This window comes from Nocardia sp. NPDC052254, from assembly GCF_040679495.1.
In the GTDB taxonomy this organism is placed as follows: Bacteria; Actinomycetota; Actinomycetes; order Mycobacteriales; family Mycobacteriaceae; genus Nocardia.
The window spans coordinates 959,642-978,644 of sequence record NZ_JBFAUW010000001.1 but is presented as its reverse complement, the minus strand read 5'-3'; the positions used below and the strand labels follow the sequence as shown (position 1 = coordinate 978,644).

The following is a 19,003-nucleotide window of genomic DNA, read 5'->3' as shown; positions in this document are numbered from 1 at the left end:
CGGTGCCTCGTGGCAGATTCGGTGCGTGCGCACCCTCACCGCCGCCGCGGCTCGCCACGCGGCCCTCACAGCCCAGGGATTCGGTACCGTTCGCGACCGGGGTGGTGCGTCACCGACGCGTCGGTCGGTGCTCGGTGTGGTGCGCAATACCAAACTGCTGCAACTGGATTCGGTGGCGGCGGTGGTCCGGGCACACTATGCGCCGATATTCGGCCGGATCGGCGGCTACGATCGCGCGTTGCTGGAGGCGGCGGTGTGGGAGAACAGCGCGCGCCGGCCACGGCGGATGGTGGAGTACTGGGCACACGAGGCCGCGTTGATCCCGGTCGAGGACTGGCCCCTGTTCCGCTGGCGGATGGACCGGTACCGCAACGGGCGCTGGGGCGGCGCGCAGCGCGTGCTGGCCGAGAATCCGGACCTCCCGGACCGGGTGATGACGGCGATCCAGGAACGGGGTGCGGGTACGGCCGCCGAGGTGGAACAGCACCTCGAGCTGAAACGTCCACGGCGCAAGGATCATTGGGGCTGGAATCACAGCGACACCAAGGTGGTGTGCGAGATGTTGTTCGCCACCGGGGAGCTGTCGGTGGACAAGCGGGTCGGATTCCAGCGGCACTACGACCTCGCCGAGCGGGTTCTGCCGCGGGCGCTGGTCGATGTGCGAATCGAGGAGCAGGACGCGGTACGCGAGCTGGTTCTGCGCGCTGCCGACGCGCTCGGCGTCGCCACCGAGGCCGATATTCGTGACTACTACCGATTGCACCGCCGACAGTGCGAGCCGGCGCTGGCCGAGCTGATCGATGCGGGACAGATCGAGCAGATCACGGTGGCCGGCTGGGACCGTCCGGCCTATCTGCGCGCCGGTGCGCGGATTCCCCGCCGGGTCCGCGGTGCCGCCCTGCTGTGCCCGTTCGATCCGCTGATCTTCTTCCGGCCGCGCACCGAGCGGCTGTTCGACTTCCACTACCGCATCGAGATCTACACCCCGGAACACAAACGGGTGCACGGCTATTACGTGTTCCCGTTCCTGCTCGACGGTGAACTGGTGGCCCGGGTGGATCTGCGAGCGGAGCGCGCCACCGGTCGCCTGCAGGTGCTCGGCGCCTTCGCCGAGCCGGATCGGCCCGCGGGCCGGATCGCCGCCGAGTTGTCGGCCGCGCTCGAAGAGATGGCCGAATGGCTCGATCTCGACACCGTGCTGGTCGGCGACCGTGGTGACCTCGCCGGCGCGCTGCGCGGCGCGGTGGCGGCGCGACAGCGCCCGGCCCGGGCCTCCGCCGTCACGGTCGCGGAACGGGTGTGATCTCCCCGGCCGCACCGCCGGGCGTCACGGTCGCCGTGCGGGCCGCCTCGGCCTCGTCGGCTTGCCGTCCCCAGCGGGCGGACAGTGCGGCACAAGTGATCAGCTGAATCTGATGGAAGATCATGAGCGGCAGGACGATCAGGCCCACCGGCTGTCCGGCGAACAGTACGGTGGCCATCGGCAGGCCGGTCGCGAGGCTCTTCTTGGAACCGCAGAAGATCACCACGATCCGGTCGGCCCGGTCGAACCCGAACGCGCGGGCCGCCCCCGCGGTGATTCCCAGCACCAGCGCCAGCAACATGATCGAGACGCCCACGACGGCGAGCAGGCGGCCGATTCCCAGGCCCTGCCAGACGTGTTCGACCATGCCCGCGCTGAACGCGGAGTAGACGACCAGATACACCGATCCACGATCGACCACCTTGGTCAGCGTGGTGTGCGACAGCACTCTGTGCAGTTTCGGGCGCAACAGCTGACCGGCGATGAACGGCAGCAGCAACTGCACCACGATCTCCACGATCGACATCGGTGAGACCGTGGCATCGCCGGTGGTCTGCATCAGCAGCATCACCAGCAGCGGCGTCACGAACACGCCCAGCAGATTCGACACCGACGCACTGACCACCGCGGCCGCCACATTGCCCCGGGCGATCGCGGTGAAGGCGATCGACGACTGCACCGTGGACGGCAACAGGCACAGATACAACATGCCGGTGTAGAGATCGTCGGTGAGTACGGTCGGAACCAGCAGCCGCAGCGCGAGACCGAGTAGCGGGAACAACAGGTACGTCGACGCCAGCACCGTGGTGTGCAGCCGCCAGTGCCGCAGGCCGGCCAGCGCCTCACGAGGTTCGAGCCGGGTGCCGTAGAGCAGGAACAGCACCGCGATCGCCACCTTGGTGGCCCACTCCAGGACATCGGCGGCGCCACCGCGCGCGGGCAGGATCAGTCCGATGCCCATGGCCACGAACAGGCCCAGCAGGAATCCGTCGATACGGAGTTTGGCCAGCAGTTTCACGACGCTACGGTACGGTGCCCGGCAATGATCATGAAAGTTGATCGAAGCGATATATACGAACGCGTATCGTGATGAATGTGTTCGATCCCGATCTGCTCCGTACCTTCCTGGCGGTCGAACGGGCCGGCGGATTCACCGCGGCGGGCCGCATCCTCGGCTTGCGGCAGTCGACGGTGAGCGGGCACATCGCCCGGCTCGAACAGGCTGCCGGTCGCGAGCTGATCCGGCGTGACACCCGCAATCTGGCGCTGACCGCCGACGGTGCCGCCATGGTGGGTTTCGCCCGCACGATTCTCGACGCGCAGGCACAGGCCGATCGCTACTTCTCCGATTCGAGGCTCACCGGCCTGATCCGCCTGGGCGCCTCCGACGATCTGGTGGCCAAGGAGTTGCCCGATGTGCTGCTGGAGTTCCAGCGCACCCATCCGGGTGTGGATCTGGAACTGATCGTCGGTCTCAGTGAGAATCTCAAGATCAGGATGGCGGCCGGTGAACTGGATCTGATGGTGGCCAAACGGCTGCCCGGCGAGCGGCACGGGGAGCTGCTGTGGCGTGACCGGCTGGTCTGGGCCGGGCGTTCGGGGACCGGCGAGATCGGAGATCCGGTGCCGGTGGTCACCTATCCGCCGCCGAGCCTGACCCGCCATGTGGCATTACGTGCGCTGGAACGAGAGGGCCGGACGTGGCGCATCGCGTGTGTCAGCGACAGCCAGCTCGGGCTGCGGGCCGCGGTGCTGGCGGGTCTGGGCGTGCTGGTGCATGCCGAAAGGCTGCTTCCGCCAGGTCTTTTCGCGGTGGCGGACGACAAGCTCCCGGAACTGGGTGATCTGGAGTTCGTCCTGTTGCGCCGGCACAGCAGGCTCTCGGAACCCGAGCAGGCCCTGTGCGACGCCATCATCGCCGGCGCGCATCGCATCCACAACTGAGGGGTGCGGTCCGGCCCGCGCGATCGCCGCACTCCGTGCCCGTCCCGGCGCGTACCGGCTGTCGGTGCCGGTCGTTAACCTGGTGGCGTGGCAGATCCCGCGACCTATCGGCCCGCACCGGGCACCATTCCCGTCGAACCCGGCGTCTACAAGTTCCGGGATTCCTACGGGCAGGTGATCTATGTCGGCAAGGCCAAGAGTCTGCGCAGCCGCCTGAATTCCTACTTCGCCGATGTGACCTCGCTGCATCCGCGTACCCGCCAGATGGTGACCACGGCGGCGAGCGTCGAGTGGACGGTGGTGTCGACCGAGGTCGAGGCCCTGCAGCTGGAATACAACTGGATCAAGGAATTCGATCCGCGGTTCAATGTCCGCTACCGCGACGACAAGAGCTACCCGATGCTCGCGGTGAGTATGAACGAGGAATATCCGCGGGTGTTCGTCTATCGGGGTGCGCGCAAGAAGGGGGTGCGCTATTTCGGGCCCTATGCCCATGCCTGGGCCATCCGGGAAACGGTCGACCTGCTGTTGCGGGTCTTCCCGGTGCGAACGTGCTCGGCGGGAGTTTTCAAGCGCCACAGGCAGATCGGCCGCCCGTGTCTGCTGGGTTACATCGATAAATGCTCGGCGCCGTGCATCGGCCGGGTCGACGCCGACGAGCATCGCCGGATCGTGACGGATTTCTGCGACTTCCTGGCCGGGCGCACCGACCGGATGGTGCGTGAGCTCGAACGCCGGATGCAGACGGCGGCAGCGGATCTGGACTTCGAGACCGCCGCCCGGCTGCGTGACGACATCGCCGCCCTCAAGCGGGCGCTGGAGAAACAGGCCGTCGTGCTCGGCACCGGAACCGACGCCGATGTCGTCGCCTTCGCCGCCGATGAACTCGAGGTCGCCGTCCAGATCTTCCACGTCCGGGACGGGCGGGTGCGGGGCCAGCGCGGCTGGGTGGTCGACAAATCCGGCGACGCGATCGACACGAACTGGTCGGGCGGAGGCGCGGGGTCCGGCGAGATGGCCGCTCTGGTCGAGCAATTCGTCACCCAGTTCTACGGCGAACAGGCCGCGTTCGCCGAACACACCGAAACCGAGACCCCGGCCACCGCGGTCCCGCGCGAGGTCCTGGTCCCCGAGTTGCCCGGCGACCCGGAACAGGTGCAGCGGTGGCTGTCGGATCTGCGCGGGTCGGGCGTGGCCCTGCGGGTGCCCCAGCGCGGTGACAAGAAGGCACTGATGGAGACGGTGCAGCGCAACGCCCAGGAGGCGCTGGCCCAGCACAAGCTCAAGCGGGCGGGGGATCTGACCGCGAGATCGGCGGCGCTGCAGGAAATCCAGGACGCCCTCGACCTCGACAGCGCCCCGTTGCGCATCGAATGTGTCGACATCAGTCATGTGCAGGGCACCGATGTGGTGGCCTCGCTGGTGGTCTTCGAGGACGGTCTGCCGCGCAAATCCGAGTACCGCCACTATGCGATCAAGGAGGCCGCGGGCGACGGACGTTCCGACGATGTCGGGAGTATCGCCGAGGTCACCAGGCGGCGCTTCCAGCGGCTGCGCCGTGATCTGGACGAGTTGAGCGAGGCGGCGGCCGAGACCGCCGAGCTGTCCGCCGAGGCCGATCCCGACGCCGAACCGGTGGATCTGCCACCCGGTATCGACCCCAGGACCGGGCGGCCGCGCAAGTTCTCCTATCCGCCGAATCTGTATGTCGTCGACGGTGGCGCCCCGCAGGTGGCGGCCGCGGCCGAGGTACTCGACGATCTGGGTATCACCGATGTGGCGGTGATCGGGCTGGCCAAGCGGCTCGAGGAGGTGTGGGTGCCGGGGGAGGCCGATCCGGTGATCATGCCGCGCACCAGCGAATCGCTGTTCCTGCTGCAGCGGGTGCGCGACGAGGCGCACCGGTTCGCCATCACCTTCCATCGCAGCAAGCGCTCGCGCCGGATGACGGCGTCGGCCCTGGATTCGGTCCGCGGTCTCGGCGACACGCGGCGGACGGCCCTGGTCACGCACTTCGGTTCGGTCGCCAAACTCAAGCAGGCTACGGTGGAGGAAATCACCGAGGTGCCGGGCATCGGGGTGGCGACGGCCCAGGCCGTGCTCGCGGCACTCAACTCCGAATGACGTCTCGATCACGGCTCGGTTTCGCCCGTGGTGTGCGCGTCGCGGCCGCCTGTGCGGGCGGGCAGGATGATCGAATGGCAGCCACGGACGGACCCGATAGGACATGACGAGCGTCGAATCGAACCCCAGCGCGAACACCGGCACCCGCTCACAGCCCGATGCGCATCCGGTCGAGGTGGTCATCGTGACCGGCCTGTCCGGTGCCGGCCGTGGCACCGCGGCCCGGGTGCTGGAGGATCTGGGCTGGTACGTCGCCGACAATCTGCCTCCCGAACTCATCGCCAGGCTGATCGAGCTCGGCGCGGCGGCCGACCCGCCGATCACGAAATTGGCCCTGGTCATGGATGTGCGCAGCCGGTTCTTCACCGGTGATCTGTCGGGCGTGACCGATCAGTTGCGCGCGCGGGGGGTCGGCACCCGCCTGCTGTTCCTCGAGGCCTCCGACGATGTGCTGATCCGGCGATTCGGGTTCGCCCGGCGCCGTCATCCCCTGCAGAGCGAGAGTGCCGACGGCACGTTGTCGGCGGGGATCGCCGCGGAACGCCGGGCACTGTCGAAGGTGAAGACCGCGGCCGACCTGGTGATCGACACGACCGCGCTGTCGGTACACCAGCTGCACCGGAAACTCGAGGAGGCCTACGGTGGCGGTGCACCGGCGGCACTGCAGGTGACGATCCAATCCTTCGGATTCAAATACGGCGTACCGCTCGACGCCGATATGGTCTTCGACGTGCGTTTCCTGCCGAATCCGCACTGGATCCCGGAATTGCGCGAACGTACCGGCCAGGACGATGTGGTGAGTGAGTACGTGCTGTCGCGGCCCGGGGCCGAGGACTACGTGAACACGTGCAGTCACCTGGTCGACCTGACCACCAGCGGCTACCGCCAGGAGGGCAAGCGATATATGACCGTGGCAGTGGGGTGCACCGGCGGCAAACACCGGAGTGTGGCGATCGCCGAGGAACTGGGCGAGTTACTCGGCCGCCCCGACAGCGTCACCACCGATGTGGTGCGGGTCGTGCACCGCGATCTGGGACGCGAATGAGCGCCGCCGAGGCCGCCCCCGGCGAATCCGGCACCCCGGACGATCCTGCTCTGGTCGCGCTGGGCGGCGGACACGGGCTCTACGCGACCCTGACCGCCGCGCGGCGGCTCACCCCGCGGCTCACCGCGGTGGTCACCGTCGCCGACGACGGCGGCTCCTCGGGCCGGTTACGGGCCGAACTGGGCATGCTCCCGCCGGGAGATCTGCGGATGGCCCTGGCGGCCCTCGCCGAGGATCCCGGCGGACTGTGGGCGCGCACGGTCCAGCATCGTTTCGGTGGCAGCGGCGCACTGGCCGGGCATTCGGTGGGCAATCTGGTGCTGGCCGGTCTGGCGGAGGTGCTCGGCGATCCGGTCGCGGCTCTTGATCGGATGGGGTCGATCCTCGGGTGCACCGGCCGGGTGCTGCCGATGTCGCCGACCGCGCTGACCATCGAGGCCGATGTCGCGGGTCTGGAAACCGATCCCCGGGTGAGCCGGTGCATTCGCGGGCAGGTCGCTGTCGCCACCACGCCCGGGAAGGTGCGCCGCGTGCGCCTGATTCCGTCCGACCCGCCGGCGAGTCCCGAGGCCACCGCGGCGATCGAGCACGCCGATGTCGTGGTGCTGGGGCCGGGATCGTGGTTCACCAGCGTGATCCCGCATATGCTCGTGCCCGATCTGCGGGCGGCGCTGATGTATACCCGGGCGGTAAAAGTGCTGGTCCTGAACCTGGCGGCGGAGCCGGGAGAAACGGCGGGATTCTCCGCTGAGCGGCATTTGCATGTATTGTCCCAGCACGCACCGGATTTCGCTGTCGACCATGTGCTGGTGGACTCCGGGTCCGTACCCGAGGGTAGGGAGCGCGAACATGTGGCAAGAGCTGCCGAACAGCTACGCGCGCGAGTAACCTTCGCTGATGTCGCCGAGGCGGGGACGGACCGGCACCACCCTGGAAAACTGGCCGCCGCACTGGATCAGGTGATCCGCCAACCTCGGCCGGAATTGGCAGGGCTTCGAGTCGAAGGACGGCATCCGGTCCAGCAGGTGCGGTCCGTGTCGGGTGGAAAGGAGCGGGTCTCGTGGCGATGACAGCCGAGGTGAAGGACGAGTTGAGCCGTCTGTCCGTCTCGCAGGTCAGTGCACGAAAGGCGGAACTGTCGGCACTACTCCGGTTCGCCGGTGGTCTGCACATCGTCGGCGGTCGGGTGATCGTCGAGGCCGAGGTCGATATGGGGTCGATTGCGCGTCGGCTACGACGCGAGATCTTCGAGCTCTACGGCTACGGATCGGATGTGCACGTGCTGGGCGCGGGCGGGTTACGCAAAACCTCCCGCTATGTCGTGCGGGTGTCCAAGGAAGGTGAGGCGCTGGCCCGGCAGACGGGTCTGCTCGATGTGCGCGGCCGCCCGGTGCGGGGGCTGCCCGCACAGGTGGTGGGCGGCAGTATCGGTGATTCGGAGGCGGCGTGGCGTGGTGCGTTCCTGGCCCACGGTTCGCTCACCGAACCGGGCCGGTCCTCGGCGCTCGAGGTGAGCTGCCCAGGTCTCGAGGCCGCGCAGGCCCTGGTCGGCGCCGCCCGGCGGATGGGCATCTCCGCGAAGTGGCGGGAGGTGCGCGGTACCGATCGCGTGGTCGTGCGTGACGGCGAGGCCATCGGTGCGCTGTTGACCAGGATGGGCGCCCAGGACACCAGGCTCACCTGGGAGGAGCGCCGGATGCGGCGCGAGGTGCGCGCCACCGCCAACCGGCTGGCCAATTTCGACGACGCGAACCTGCGTCGTTCCGCGCGTGCGGCCGTGGCCGCCGCCGCCCGGGTGGAGCGGGCACTGGAAATTCTCGGTGACGACGTCCCCGAGCATCTGGCCGCGGCCGGCCGGTTGCGCGTCCAGCACCGGCAGGCCTCGCTCGAGGAGCTCGGGCAGCTGGCCGATCCGCCGATGACCAAGGACGCCGTCGCGGGACGGATCCGGCGGCTGTTGTCGATGGCCGACCGGCGGGCCAAGGAACTCGGTGTGCCCGATACCGAATCGGCGGTCACCGCCGAACTGCTCGAAGACGCCTGATTTCGCCCACCGGCCGGACGGTGCACCCGTGGTGCCCGCCGTCCGGCCGCTGGGCGAACCGTGTTGTGGCGCAGGAACGACGCTGCACCGCCACAACCGATTCTCGCGGGCCGGGGACCGGTGCGCGGCGGTGGTGGGCCCGAGGACGTGCTCACTGCGTGAGGGGCCTGTCTGTGATGTTGTGGCCGGGCATTAGGGTGGTCTGGCATCGGAATGAAATCCGCTTGAAAGCTGAGGAGCGATAACGTGACTGTCCGGGTAGGCATCAACGGCTTCGGTCGTATCGGACGCAACTTCTTCCGGGCGGTGGAGGCGCAGAAGGCGCTGGGCACCACCGACATCGAGATCGTCGCGGTCAACGACCTCACCGACAACGCGACTCTGGCCACGCTGCTGAAGTACGACTCGATCCTCGGCCGGCTGCCGCAGGACGTGTCGCTCGATGGCGACGACACCATCGTGGTCGGCGACCAGCGGATCAAGGCACTGGCCATCAAGGAAGGCCCGGCCGCGCTGCCGTGGGGCGATCTGGGCGTCGACGTGGTCGTCGAGTCGACCGGTATCTTCACCGACGCGACCAAGGCGAAGGGCCACCTGGCGGCCGGCGCCAAGAAGGTCATCATCTCCGCGCCCGCCAAGGGTGAGGACCTGACCGTGGTGATGGGTGTCAACGACGGCCAGTACGACGGCAGCCAGAACATCATCTCCAACGCGTCGTGCACCACCAACTGCCTCGGCCCGCTGGCCAAGGTCCTCAACGACGAGTTCGGCATCGAGCGTGGCCTGATGACCACGATCCACGCCTACACCCAGGACCAGAACCTGCAGGACGGCCCGCACAGCGACCTGCGCCGCGCCCGCGCCGCCGCGCTGAACATCGTGCCGACCGGCACCGGTGCCGCCAAGGCCATCGGCCTGGTGCTGCCCGAGCTGCAGGGCAAGCTGGACGGTTACGCCCTGCGTGTGCCGGTCCCGACGGGCTCGGTCACCGACCTCACCGTGACGCTGCGCAAGGCCGCCGCGCTCGACGAGATCAACGCTGCCTACAAGGCCGCCGCCGAGGGCCCGCTGAAGGGCATCCTGAAGTACAACGTCGACCCGATCGTCTCCAGCGACATCGTGACCGACCCGCACTCGTCGATCTACGACGCGCCGCTGACCAAGGTCATCGACGATCAGGTGAAGGTCGTGTCGTGGTACGACAACGAGTGGGGCTACTCCAACCGCCTCGCCGACCTGATCGGTCTCGTCGGCAAGTCGCTGTAGTCCGATGACAGTCAAGACCCTTCAGGATCTGCTTGCCGAGGGTGTCGAGGGCCGGGGCGTACTCGTGCGCTCCGACCTCAACGTTCCCCTCGACGACGGCGTGATCACCGATCCGGGCCGGATCATCGCCTCGGTTCCCACGATCAAGACGCTGGCCGAGGCCGGCGCCAAGGTCGTCGTCACCGCCCATCTGGGCCGCCCCGAGGGCACGCCGGACCCGGCGTTGTCGCTGGCGCCCGTGGCCGCGAAGCTCGGCGAGGAACTGGGCCGCAACGTCCAGCTCGCCGGTGATGTGGTGGGTCAGGACGCGCTCGCGCGTTCGGAGGGCCTCACCGACGGCGATGTGCTGCTGCTGGAGAACATCCGTTTCGATCCGCGCGAGACCAGCAAGGACGATGCGCAGCGGCAGAAGCTGGCCCGCGCTCTGGTCGAGCTGGTCGGCGACGACGGCGCGTTCGTCTCCGACGGATTCGGTGTCGTGCACCGCAAGCAGGCCTCGGTCTACGACGTGGCGGAGTTGCTGCCGCACTACGCGGGCGCACTGGTGGCCGCGGAAGTCGACGTGCTGCGCAAGCTCACCACCGATACCGAACGTCCCTACGCCGTGGTGCTGGGTGGTTCCAAGGTGTCGGACAAGCTCGCGGTGATCGAGGCGCTGGCCCCCAAGGTCGACACCCTCGTCATCGGTGGCGGCATGTGCTTCACCTTCCTTGCCGCACAGGGCATTCCGGTCGGATCCTCGCTGTTGCAGCAGGAGATGATCGACACCTGCAAGGATCTGCTGGACCGCTTCGCCGACGTCATCCACCTGCCGGTGGACATCGTGGCGGCCGACAAGTTCGCCGCCGACGCGGAGTCGAAGACGGTGGCCGCCAACGAGATTCCCGACGGCTGGATGGGCCTGGACATCGGCCCGGAGTCGGCCAAGCGGTTCGCCGCTCTGCTGACCGAGGCACGGACGGTGTTCTGGAACGGCCCGATGGGCGTCTTCGAATTCGAGGCGTTCGCGGCGGGTACCCGTGCGGTGGCCGAGGCGCTGGTGACTGCTACCGGTAAAGGGGCGTTCACCGTGGTCGGCGGCGGCGATTCGGCCGCGGCCGTGCGCACTCTCGGTCTGCCGGAGGACGCGTTCTCCCACATCTCCACCGGTGGTGGCGCCTCGCTGGAATACCTGGAGGGTAAACAGCTTCCGGGTATCTCCGTACTGGATGACGGGGAGGCCTGAGCATGGCACGCAAGCCGCTGATCGCGGGCAACTGGAAGATGAACCTCAATCATCTCGAGGCCATCGCCCTGGTGCAGAAGATCGCCTTCGCTCTGCCGGACAAGTATTTCGACAAGGTCGACGTCACCGTCATTCCGCCGTTCACCGATATCCGCAGCGTCCAGACCCTCATCGAGGGCGACCGGTTGCGGATCACCTTCGGTGCCCAGGACGTGTCGGTACACGAATCGGGTGCCTACACCGGTGAGATCAGCGCGGCCATGCTGGCGAAGCTGTCGTGCAGCTTCGTCGTGGTCGGGCATTCGGAGCGCCGGCAGTACCACACCGAGGACGACGCCACGGTGCTGGCGAAGGCCAAGAAGGTGCTGCAGTACGAGATGACCCCGATCGTCTGCATCGGCGAGGGACTGGGCGTGCGCGAGGCACAGACGCACGTGCAGTACAACCTCGAGCAGCTGCGCGGTTCGCTCAAGGGCCTGTCTGCCGAGCAGATCGCCAAGGTCGTCATCGCCTACGAGCCGGTCTGGGCGATCGGTACCGGTCGCGTGGCCACGCCGGCCGATGCGCAGGAGGTCTGCGGTGCGCTGCGGACCGAGCTGATCGACCTCGCCGGTGAGGATGTCGCGGCGAGTGTGCGCATCCTCTACGGCGGGTCGGTGAATGCCAAGAATGTCGGCGAGCTGATCGCATCGCCCGATATCGATGGTGCGCTCGTGGGCGGCGCCTCGCTGAAGGGCGACGAGTTCGCCACACTGTCGGCGATCGCCGCGGGTGGCCCGCTGCCGTGATCGGCGGATGATCGCCTCGGGCACACAGCAATCCGGCCCCGGTACCGACAACGGTACCGGGGCCGGACCGTGACCGATCAGGGTTTGCGGGCGACCGCACCCAGCATCGATACCGCCTCCGGCCGGGGATGGGCGCGCCGAGATTCGGTGGGCCAGTTGATGATCGAGACGATGCCGGGATCGACGAGCTCCAAACCGTCGAAGAATTCACGGAACTCGGCGGTCGAACGCAGCCGGAACGGAATTCCGCTGCGCTTGTTGGCCTGTTCGGTTTCGTGGAGGTCCTCTTCGGACAGATGATCGCTGGTGGCATGTGACATCACCAGATAGCTGCCCGGTGCCAGCGCGTCGACGAGTTCCCGCACGACTTCGTAGGGCCGGTCCTCGTCGGTGAAGAAGTGCATCACTGCGAGCATGATCAGTGCGACCGGCCGGGACAGATCCAGGGTGGCCAGCAGATCGGGGTGGCTGAGGATCGGTTGTGGGTGGCGTGCGTCGGCCTCCAGATACACCGTGGCCCCCTGCGGGGCGGTGTCGAGCAGGCTGCGAGCGTGCAGCGCGACGATCGGATCGTTGTCGACGTACACGATGTGGGACTCGGGTGCCGCGGACTGGGCGATCTCGTGGACATTGCCCGCGGTCGGCAGGCCGGCACCCAGATCCAGGAATTGCCGGATTCCCGCCTCGGTGGCCAGATGACCGACGGCTCGGTGCAGGAAGGCCCGGTTCTCCAGCGCGGCGATCTGCACGCTGGGGAAGGCCTCGGCGACCGCCTCCGCGGAGGCGCGATCGGCCTCGAAATTGTCCTTACCGCCCAGCCAGTAGTCGTAGCGACGGGCCGGATGGGGGGTGCTGACGTCGATGCCGGGCGGAGCAACCGGATCGGCGTGCGGTGTGTCCGATCCGCTGGTGGGTTCCACGACATCTCTCCTCTCGCCGTCGACGTGCGCGATGATCGACTACTGTCATCCTGTCAGCTCGGATGGCTAACCGGCACGGCCCCCCGGGTCGTGCGGCTGGGGAGGCTCGAAGATGTCGGTACAGTTCAGTCCGTACGATTTCGGGATTCACGACGACCCGTATCCGGTCTACGCGCAGTTGCGGGCGCAGACTCCGGTGTTCCGGAATGCGGAAGACGATTTCTGGGCGCTGTCGCGGTATTCCGATGTCGTTGCCGCGCTGCGTGATTCGGATCGTTTCTCGAGCGCCAACGGGCTGCGGATGGAACCCGCGTTCTGGGGGCCACAGGCCGAGCGGTTCTTCTCCTTCGTGGCCATGGACCCGCCCGGACACACCCGGATGCGCGGACTGGTCACCCGGGCATTCACCGCGCGGCGGGTGCAGGCACTGGCGCCGCAAGTGCGTGAGATCGCGGCCGATCTGCTGGTGCCGCTGCTGGAACGCGGCAGCTTCGATCTGATGACCGAGTTCGCCGGCCCCTTCCCGACCGAAGTGATCTCCGAGCTGGTAGGCGTACCCCGCGCGGATCGCGATCTGTTGCGCAAGCTCGGCATGGAGATCATGTACACCGAACAGGAGTCGACCGATCTGCGTCCCGAGGCGATGCAAGCCATCGGTGCACTCGTCGGCTATTACACCGAACTGACCGTCGAACGCGGCAGCAATCGTGGCGATGATCTACTCTCCGGTCTGCTCGACGCCGCCGACGGTGATGATCGGCTGACGCCCGAGGAAATCGTGGGGATCCTGATTCTTCTGGTCGGCGCCGGAATCGAGACGACCATGCTGACCCTCGGCAACATCTGGTACGCCGGATGGGCGCATCCGGATCAGCGGGCCGCGGCGCTGGGCGGTCGGATCGACGACTGGATCGCCGAGGGAATGCGCTACGACCCGGCCACCCAGTCCCAGCTGCGCACCACCACCGAACCGGTCGAACTGCACGGGGTGACGATCCCGGCCGGTGCGCGGATGCTGCTGCTGACCGGTTCGGCCAATCGCGATCCGGAGGTTTTCGACCGGCCCGATGTCTTCGACATCGATCGCGACACCAGCGATGCGGTGGTGTTCGGCAGCGGACGCCACCACTGTCTCGGTGCGAATCTGGGGCTACTGGAGTTGCGGACCGCGCTCGGCGAAATCGTGACGCGCATCAGCGATTACGACATCGACACCGGTGCATCGGCGCGGATCCACTCGTCGAACAATCGAGGTTTCCGGACCTTGCCCACCACCGTCACCCCGCGCTGACCGTCACGCCCGGCGGGGACCGGCGTCCAGCAGCCGCAGTGCCCCGTCGACGATCGCCGATTCGCTCAGCAGCACCAGATCGGCGGCGGGACCCAGCGGTATGAAACTGTCGTCGCTGGTGACCCGCGCGATCCGGCCGCCGAAGCCGCCGTCGATCAGGGCGGCACAGACCGATTCCGAGACGCCGCCGCCGCGCCGGGTCTCGTCGGCGACGAGAACCGCGCCCGTCGCGGCCGCCTGGGACTGCAGATCCGCCAGCGGAAGCGGGGTGAGCCAGCGTAGATCGAGGACGCGAGCGTGAATCCCGTTGTCCGCCAGTGTTCGTGCGGCTCGCAGACTCATCGGAACGCCGTTGGCGAAGGTGACGATGGTGAGATCCGTTCCGTCGCCGTGGATTCGGGCCTGTGGGAACGATGCGGGTTCCTCACCCGGAGCGGCCGTCCACTTCGCATCCTCTGATTCGTAGAGGTCACGGGTGTGGTAGAGCGCGATGGGTTCCAGGAACAGGCAGACCCGGCCCTCGGAGCGGGCCAGTTCGACGCAGCGGCGTAGCAGGGCGGCGGCATCGTCGGCACGGGCGGGTGCGGCCACCACAAGTCCGGGGATATCACGCAGTGCGGCAACGGAATTGTCGTTGTGGAAGTGTCCGCCGAATCCCTTCTGATAGGCGAACGAGGCGATTCGGACGACCATGGGATTGCGGTACTGTCCGGCGGAGAAGAACGACAGTGTCGCCGCTTCCCCGCGGATCTGGTCGGCCGCATTGTGGACATAGGCCAGATACTGGATCTCCGGGATCGGCAGGAATCCGGCCAGGCCGGCGCCGAGCGCGGCACCGAGTACGCTCTGCTCGTCGAGCAGGGTGTCGAATACCCGCCGGGCGCCGAAGGTGCGCTGCAGCCCCTTGGTCACGCCGTAGACGCCGCCTTTGCGTCCGACATCCTCGCCGAACACCAGCACATCGGAGCCGTGCCGGAGGAGCGAAGCCAGGGTGTGATTGATCGACTGTGCCAGGGTCATCGCCGATTCGTTCCGCGGTGCGCGGTCGTCGGTGCAACTCCGTGCGGCAGTGACTGTTCCCACCGAGCGGTGGACGGGTATGGAGCCGCCGGAGACGGGATCGGGGGTATCGGATGTGCGGGGTGCCGACGCCGGGCTGCGGGTGGAATCACCGGATGAATCCCCCGAACCCTTGTGCGCGGTGATATCGGTGCCGCGGTAGGCGAGCGGCGCTCGAACGGCCGCCGCCGATCCCAGCTGTGGCTCGCGTACCACCTGTGCCGCCATCGCGGCGACCCGGGCGCCCAGGGCGTCGTAGCGGGCGAGGATCTGCGAAGGTGTCGCAGCGCCGGCCTCGACCAGCAGACGGGCCGTGGCGGCCACCGGATCCCGCTGCCGGTCGGCCTCGATATCGGCGGTGTTCCGGTACCCGGACTCCACATCGGATCCGGCGTGACCGAGTAGCCGGACGGTGCGCAGCCGCAGCAGAGCGGGCCGCCGTCGGGTCCGGACCCAGTGTGCGGCCTCGGCCGAAACAGCCAGGGCCTGAACCAGATCCGACCCGTCCGCCTCGAAATAACGAAGCCCCGACCGCGATCGGAACATCGTCGCTATCCAGTCCGGGGGAGTGGGCACACTGATACCGATGCCGTTGTCCTCGCAGACGAACAGGACCGGCATCGGAATACCGCGATGTGCGGTGTGGATCGCGGTGTTGACTGCTCCGGTCGCGGTGGAGTGATTGGCGGAGGCGTCACCGAAGGTGCACAGCACCACCGCGTCCCGCGGCCACGCCGAGTCGGGGCGAGGGCCGGACGCGAGGGCGAATGCCAGGCCCACCGCGCGTGGCAGATGTGAGGCGATGGTGGAGGTCTGCGGAATCACCGCCGCTGCCCGGCTGCCGAAGACCTTGTGCCGGCCGCCCGAGATCGGATCCGCGGCAGCCGCGACCACCCCGAGCAGGACATCGCGCAGCGGGTCGAGCCCTGGGACTCGACGGCATCGGTGCACGAAGAACGCGCCCGCGCGGTAGTGCAGCAATGCCGGATCCGAGGGGCGCAGCACCTGCGCCAAGGCCACATTTCCCTCATGGCCGCTGGAACCGATGCTGTAGTACCCGGCGCCGGTCGCACCCAGCTGCCGGGCCGCGAGGTCCAGATGCCGGCTGCTCGCTTGCGCGTCGAACAGCTCGAGGCACGTCGCCACCGTGATCGCGGCGCCGCCGGCGATGGGATCGGTGAGCTGGCGGGGTGGTCCCGGTACAACCGCGGCCACGGTGGTGCGCAATGCGTTGTCCAGCAGTTCCTCGGGTGTGGCCGTCACCCTTCCATCATGGTGCCGATCACAGCTCGGGGCCGGTATTTCTGTGCGGACCGGTGCTCGAGCCGGTCCAGGTGGTTACCGGCACGCCGCGGTCGCGGGTGCCGTCGGACGCGAGTGGCCGCATCTCAGCGATCCGCCGCCGGATGCGGATGTTCGACGTGGCCGGTATGCCCGGCGAGCAGTCTGCTGAACGGGGTCACCTCGCCCACATGATTGCCCGACTGCCGCGCTCGGGTGGGCGCGGGCAGGAATCCGCCGACAGCGGTGGGGACCGCCACCACCAGCGCGGCGAACTCGGCCGCCGCGCGCTGGATACGCTCACCCAGTCCGGTCGAGCCGAAATCCTCGGTGGCGGCGAAGACACCGGTCGGGATCACGACGGCACGCAGATAGGTGAACAGGGGCCGCATGGCGTGTTCGAGGACGAGTGCGTGCCGGGCGGTTCCGGCGGTGGCGGCGACCAACACCGGCATCCCGTTGAGTGCCTCGGTGTCCAGCACGTCGACGAACATCTTGAACAGTCCCGAGTAGCTGGCCGCGAAGACCGGGGTGACCGCGATGATGCCGTCGGCCGCCGACACCTTCTCCCGCGCGGCCGCGACCGCCGGGGTGGGCAGGCCACCCGCGACCATGGTGGTCGCGAGATCGGCGGCCAGATCCCGCAATTCGATGACCTCGATATCGACGGCCTCGCCGCGGGCGCCGACCGCCGCCGACACCGCATCGGCGAGCTGATCTGCGAGCAGTCGGGTACTCGACGGCTGCGACAGCCCGGCGGTGAGTACGACAACGGTGTGCGACATGGGTTTTCGTCCTCGATTCGATGCGGTGGGTGCGGTCCTCAGGCCTGCTCGGCGGCGGCCAGCAGCCGCTCCCGGGCGGGTTCGACCAGGTGATGGGGCGCGTCGGGTCCGGCGGCCACGAGCGAGGCGTGGGTCGGCGGATCGCTGGGAACGTGTGCGGGACGGCGCAATTCGAACTCCTTGCGCAGCACCGGCACAACCTCCTCGCCGAGGATCCGGACCTGTTCCAGGGCAACGTCGATGGGCAGTCCGGCGTGATCGATCAGGAACAGCTGGCGCTGGTAGTCACCGGCGTAGTCGGCGAAACCCAGGGTGCGTTCGATGACCTGTTCCGGGGTGCCCACGGTGAGCGGGGTCATCTCGCTGAAGTCCTCCAGCGAGGGACCGTGCCCGTACACCGGCGCGTTGTCGAAGTAGGGCCGGAAGAACTTCTTGGCCGCGGCCTCGGTCTCGGCCATGAACACCTGTCCGCCCAGACCGACGACGGCCTGTTCGGCCGCGCCGTGACCGTAGTGCTCGAAGCGCTGCCGGTACAGCCGGACCATCTGCTCGGTGTGCTCCGTGTTCCAGAAGATGTTGTTGTGGAAGAACCCGTCGCCGTAGTAGGCGGCCTGCTCGGCGATCTCGGGGGAGCGGATGGAGCCGTGCCACACGAACGGCGGGGTACCGTCCAGCGGCGCGGGGGTGGCGGTGAAGCCCTGCAGCGGAGTGCGGAACTGGCCCTGCCAGTTGACAACCCGCTCGCGCCACAGCCGGCGCAGCAGGTGGTAGTTCTCGATGGCGAGGTCGACGCCCTTGGTGATGTCCTTGCCGAACCAGGGGTAGACCGGTCCGGTGTTGCCGCGGCCCATCATCAGGTCGACGCGTCCGCCGGACAGGTGCTGCAGCATGGCGTAGTCCTCGGCGATCTTCACCGGATCGTTGGTGGTGATCAGCGTGGTCGAGGTCGACAGCTGCAGTTTCTCGGTACGCGCGGCGACCCAGCCGAGCATGGTCGTCGGCGAGGAGGGCACGAACGGGGGGTTGTGGTGCTCGCCGGTGGCGAAGACGTCCAAGCCGACCTTCTCGGCCTCCAGTGCCAGGCGCATCATCGCGTCGATGCGCTCACCCTCACTGGGCGCGACACCCGTGGTCGGGTCGACGGTGACATCGCCGACGGTGAAGATGCCGAACTGCATATCCGCCTCCTGTGGCTTTCTGATCAAATATTCAATCAGCTGAACGACCCGGCCCGCCCCAGTATTCCTTGACATGTCCACCATTTGCGGAGCCGGCCTCGACGGGCCGGAAGAGGGCAACTTTTGCCGGTTGCCTCCCGCGCCTGACGTTCGGTGGTCGCTCCGTGTTAACCGGAGGCGAGTGTGATGGGCGTTGTTCGGGTGATCGGAGTCTCGGTGGGGGTGCATTCCCTGTGTCGGGAAGGTCTGATACTCGGTGCAGTATCGCGGTGAGTGGCCGGATTCTGTTGAACGAGGTGCAGGATCGGCGGCCGGTGAATCGGTCGTCTTCATCCGGTGCCGGTGACAGAAAGCCGGAGCGGCGATGCCGAAGAGGTTTACCGGTGGCAGTCGACGACATCGCTGTGAGTCGGCTGCGTCGGAGTGTGTGAGAGGCGTGTCGATGAGGGACATGAAGACGGCGTCGCTGTACGCCGCGCGCGAACCGGGCGTCCAGTTCGTGTTTACCGGCCGTATCGAACAGTGGCATCTCGAGGTGGAACCGGGCCGCTGTGCTCGCGGCCGGGTGCGAACGTCGGCACCGCAACTGCCTGTCCCGCTTCCGCGTGTTCCGCATTCTCCGAGCTGATTCGACCGTGTCGATTGCCTGCCGATTCCTCGCATCGGGTTTCCGGGTGTGTCGAATGCTGGTGCGAATGCCGACGGACGCGGCACCGGTGTCGGCTGAATGGCAATTGTCGTCGATGGTGG

15 protein-coding genes are annotated in these 19,003 nt (G+C 67.8%); 10 read left to right on the top strand and 5 right to left on the bottom strand.

The features are described 5' to 3' along the window. The first annotated feature begins 25 nt into the window (after positions 1–25). On the top strand, positions 26–1,303 hold the full coding sequence (locus tag AB0L57_RS04360) for a crosslink repair DNA glycosylase YcaQ family protein (RefSeq protein ID WP_364956889.1): 1,278 nt from the start codon (positions 26–28) through the stop codon (positions 1,301–1,303). Here AB0L57_RS04360 and AB0L57_RS04355 read toward each other — a convergent pair. After that, positions 1,281–2,321, bottom strand: a complete 1,041-nt coding sequence (locus AB0L57_RS04355) for a bile acid:sodium symporter family protein (protein WP_364956886.1) — start codon at positions 2,319–2,321, stop codon at positions 1,281–1,283. The genes AB0L57_RS04360 and AB0L57_RS04355 overlap by 23 nt on opposite strands. A gap of 71 nt (positions 2,322–2,392) precedes the next feature. On the opposite strand from AB0L57_RS04355, the gene AB0L57_RS04350 reads away from it, so the two are divergent. The 8 genes from AB0L57_RS04350 (at position 2,393) to tpiA (ending at position 11,739) form a co-directional block, all read left to right on the top strand. Beyond that, positions 2,393–3,247 (top strand): LysR substrate-binding domain-containing protein, encoded by an 855-nt coding sequence (locus tag AB0L57_RS04350; protein ID WP_364957294.1) that lies wholly within the window; start codon positions 2,393–2,395, stop codon positions 3,245–3,247. Between the two features lie 87 nt (positions 3,248–3,334). After that, positions 3,335–5,371: an excinuclease ABC subunit UvrC gene (uvrC, locus tag AB0L57_RS04345; RefSeq protein WP_364956883.1), complete on the top strand. Its 2,037-nt coding sequence runs from the start codon at positions 3,335–3,337 to the stop codon at positions 5,369–5,371. 103 nt (positions 5,372–5,474) lie between these two features. Next, on the top strand, positions 5,475–6,416 hold the full coding sequence (rapZ, locus tag AB0L57_RS04340) for an RNase adapter RapZ (RefSeq protein WP_364956880.1): 942 nt from the start codon (positions 5,475–5,477) through the stop codon (positions 6,414–6,416). Beyond that, positions 6,413–7,486, top strand: a complete 1,074-nt coding sequence (gene yvcK / locus AB0L57_RS04335) for a uridine diphosphate-N-acetylglucosamine-binding protein YvcK (protein WP_364956877.1) — start codon at positions 6,413–6,415, stop codon at positions 7,484–7,486. Before rapZ ends, yvcK begins: the two co-directional genes overlap by 4 nt. After that, the gene (gene whiA, locus AB0L57_RS04330; protein WP_364956874.1) at positions 7,477–8,460 is read left to right on the top strand and encodes a DNA-binding protein WhiA; all 984 of its coding nucleotides are present in this window, start codon (positions 7,477–7,479) and stop codon (positions 8,458–8,460) included. The genes yvcK and whiA overlap by 10 nt, the downstream gene beginning before the upstream one ends. A 246-nt stretch (positions 8,461–8,706) precedes the next feature. Beyond that, positions 8,707–9,726: a type I glyceraldehyde-3-phosphate dehydrogenase gene (gap, locus tag AB0L57_RS04325; protein ID WP_364956871.1), complete on the top strand. Its 1,020-nt coding sequence runs from the start codon at positions 8,707–8,709 to the stop codon at positions 9,724–9,726. Between the two features lie 4 nt (positions 9,727–9,730). After that, positions 9,731–10,951 (top strand): phosphoglycerate kinase, encoded by a 1,221-nt coding sequence (locus AB0L57_RS04320; protein ID WP_364956868.1) that lies wholly within the window; start codon positions 9,731–9,733, stop codon positions 10,949–10,951. Positions 10,952–10,953: 2 nt separating this feature from the next. After that, positions 10,954–11,739, top strand: a complete 786-nt coding sequence (gene tpiA / locus AB0L57_RS04315) for a triose-phosphate isomerase (protein ID WP_364956865.1) — start codon at positions 10,954–10,956, stop codon at positions 11,737–11,739. Positions 11,740–11,816: 77 nt separating this feature from the next. On the opposite strand, the gene AB0L57_RS04310 is transcribed toward tpiA, so the two are convergent. Then, complete coding sequence (locus AB0L57_RS04310) at positions 11,817–12,659, bottom strand: SAM-dependent methyltransferase (protein ID WP_364956862.1); 843 nt, start codon at positions 12,657–12,659, stop codon at positions 11,817–11,819. Between the two features lie 112 nt (positions 12,660–12,771). Between AB0L57_RS04310 and AB0L57_RS04305 the strand changes: the two genes are divergently transcribed. Then, positions 12,772–13,950: a cytochrome P450 gene (locus tag AB0L57_RS04305; RefSeq protein ID WP_364956858.1), complete on the top strand. Its 1,179-nt coding sequence runs from the start codon at positions 12,772–12,774 to the stop codon at positions 13,948–13,950. A 3-nt stretch (positions 13,951–13,953) separates the two neighbouring features. On the opposite strand, the gene AB0L57_RS04300 is transcribed toward AB0L57_RS04305, so the two are convergent. The 3 genes from AB0L57_RS04300 to AB0L57_RS04290 all read right to left on the bottom strand — a co-directional run bounded on the left by AB0L57_RS04300 (position 13,954) and on the right by AB0L57_RS04290 (position 18,253). Beyond that, positions 13,954–16,179, bottom strand: a complete 2,226-nt coding sequence (locus AB0L57_RS04300; protein ID WP_364957291.1) for a thiamine pyrophosphate-dependent enzyme — start codon at positions 16,177–16,179, stop codon at positions 13,954–13,956. Positions 16,180–16,397: 218 nt separating this feature from the next. Next, entirely contained in the window at positions 16,398–17,075 is a 678-nt protein-coding gene (locus AB0L57_RS04295) for an FMN reductase (protein WP_364956855.1), read from the bottom strand. A 38-nt stretch (positions 17,076–17,113) separates the two neighbouring features. Then, on the bottom strand, positions 17,114–18,253 hold the full coding sequence (locus AB0L57_RS04290) for an LLM class flavin-dependent oxidoreductase (protein WP_364956852.1): 1,140 nt from the start codon (positions 18,251–18,253) through the stop codon (positions 17,114–17,116). Between the last annotated feature and the right edge of the window lie 750 nt (positions 18,254–19,003).

Coding starts and splice junctions, on each gene's coding strand:
- AB0L57_RS04290 (WP_364956852.1), bottom strand. CDS start 18,253: ATGCAGTTCGGCATCTTCACCGTCGGCGATGTCACCGTCGACCCGACC.
- rapZ (WP_364956880.1), top strand. CDS start 5,475: ATGACGAGCGTCGAATCGAACCCCAGCGCGAACACCGGCACCCGCTCA.
- AB0L57_RS04350 (WP_364957294.1), top strand. CDS start 2,393: ATGAATGTGTTCGATCCCGATCTGCTCCGTACCTTCCTGGCGGTCGAA.
- yvcK (WP_364956877.1), top strand. CDS start 6,413: ATGAGCGCCGCCGAGGCCGCCCCCGGCGAATCCGGCACCCCGGACGAT.
- AB0L57_RS04320 (WP_364956868.1), top strand. CDS start 9,731: ATGACAGTCAAGACCCTTCAGGATCTGCTTGCCGAGGGTGTCGAGGGC.
- AB0L57_RS04305 (WP_364956858.1), top strand. CDS start 12,772: ATGTCGGTACAGTTCAGTCCGTACGATTTCGGGATTCACGACGACCCG.
- tpiA (WP_364956865.1), top strand. CDS start 10,954: ATGGCACGCAAGCCGCTGATCGCGGGCAACTGGAAGATGAACCTCAAT.
- AB0L57_RS04295 (WP_364956855.1), bottom strand. CDS start 17,075: ATGTCGCACACCGTTGTCGTACTCACCGCCGGGCTGTCGCAGCCGTCG.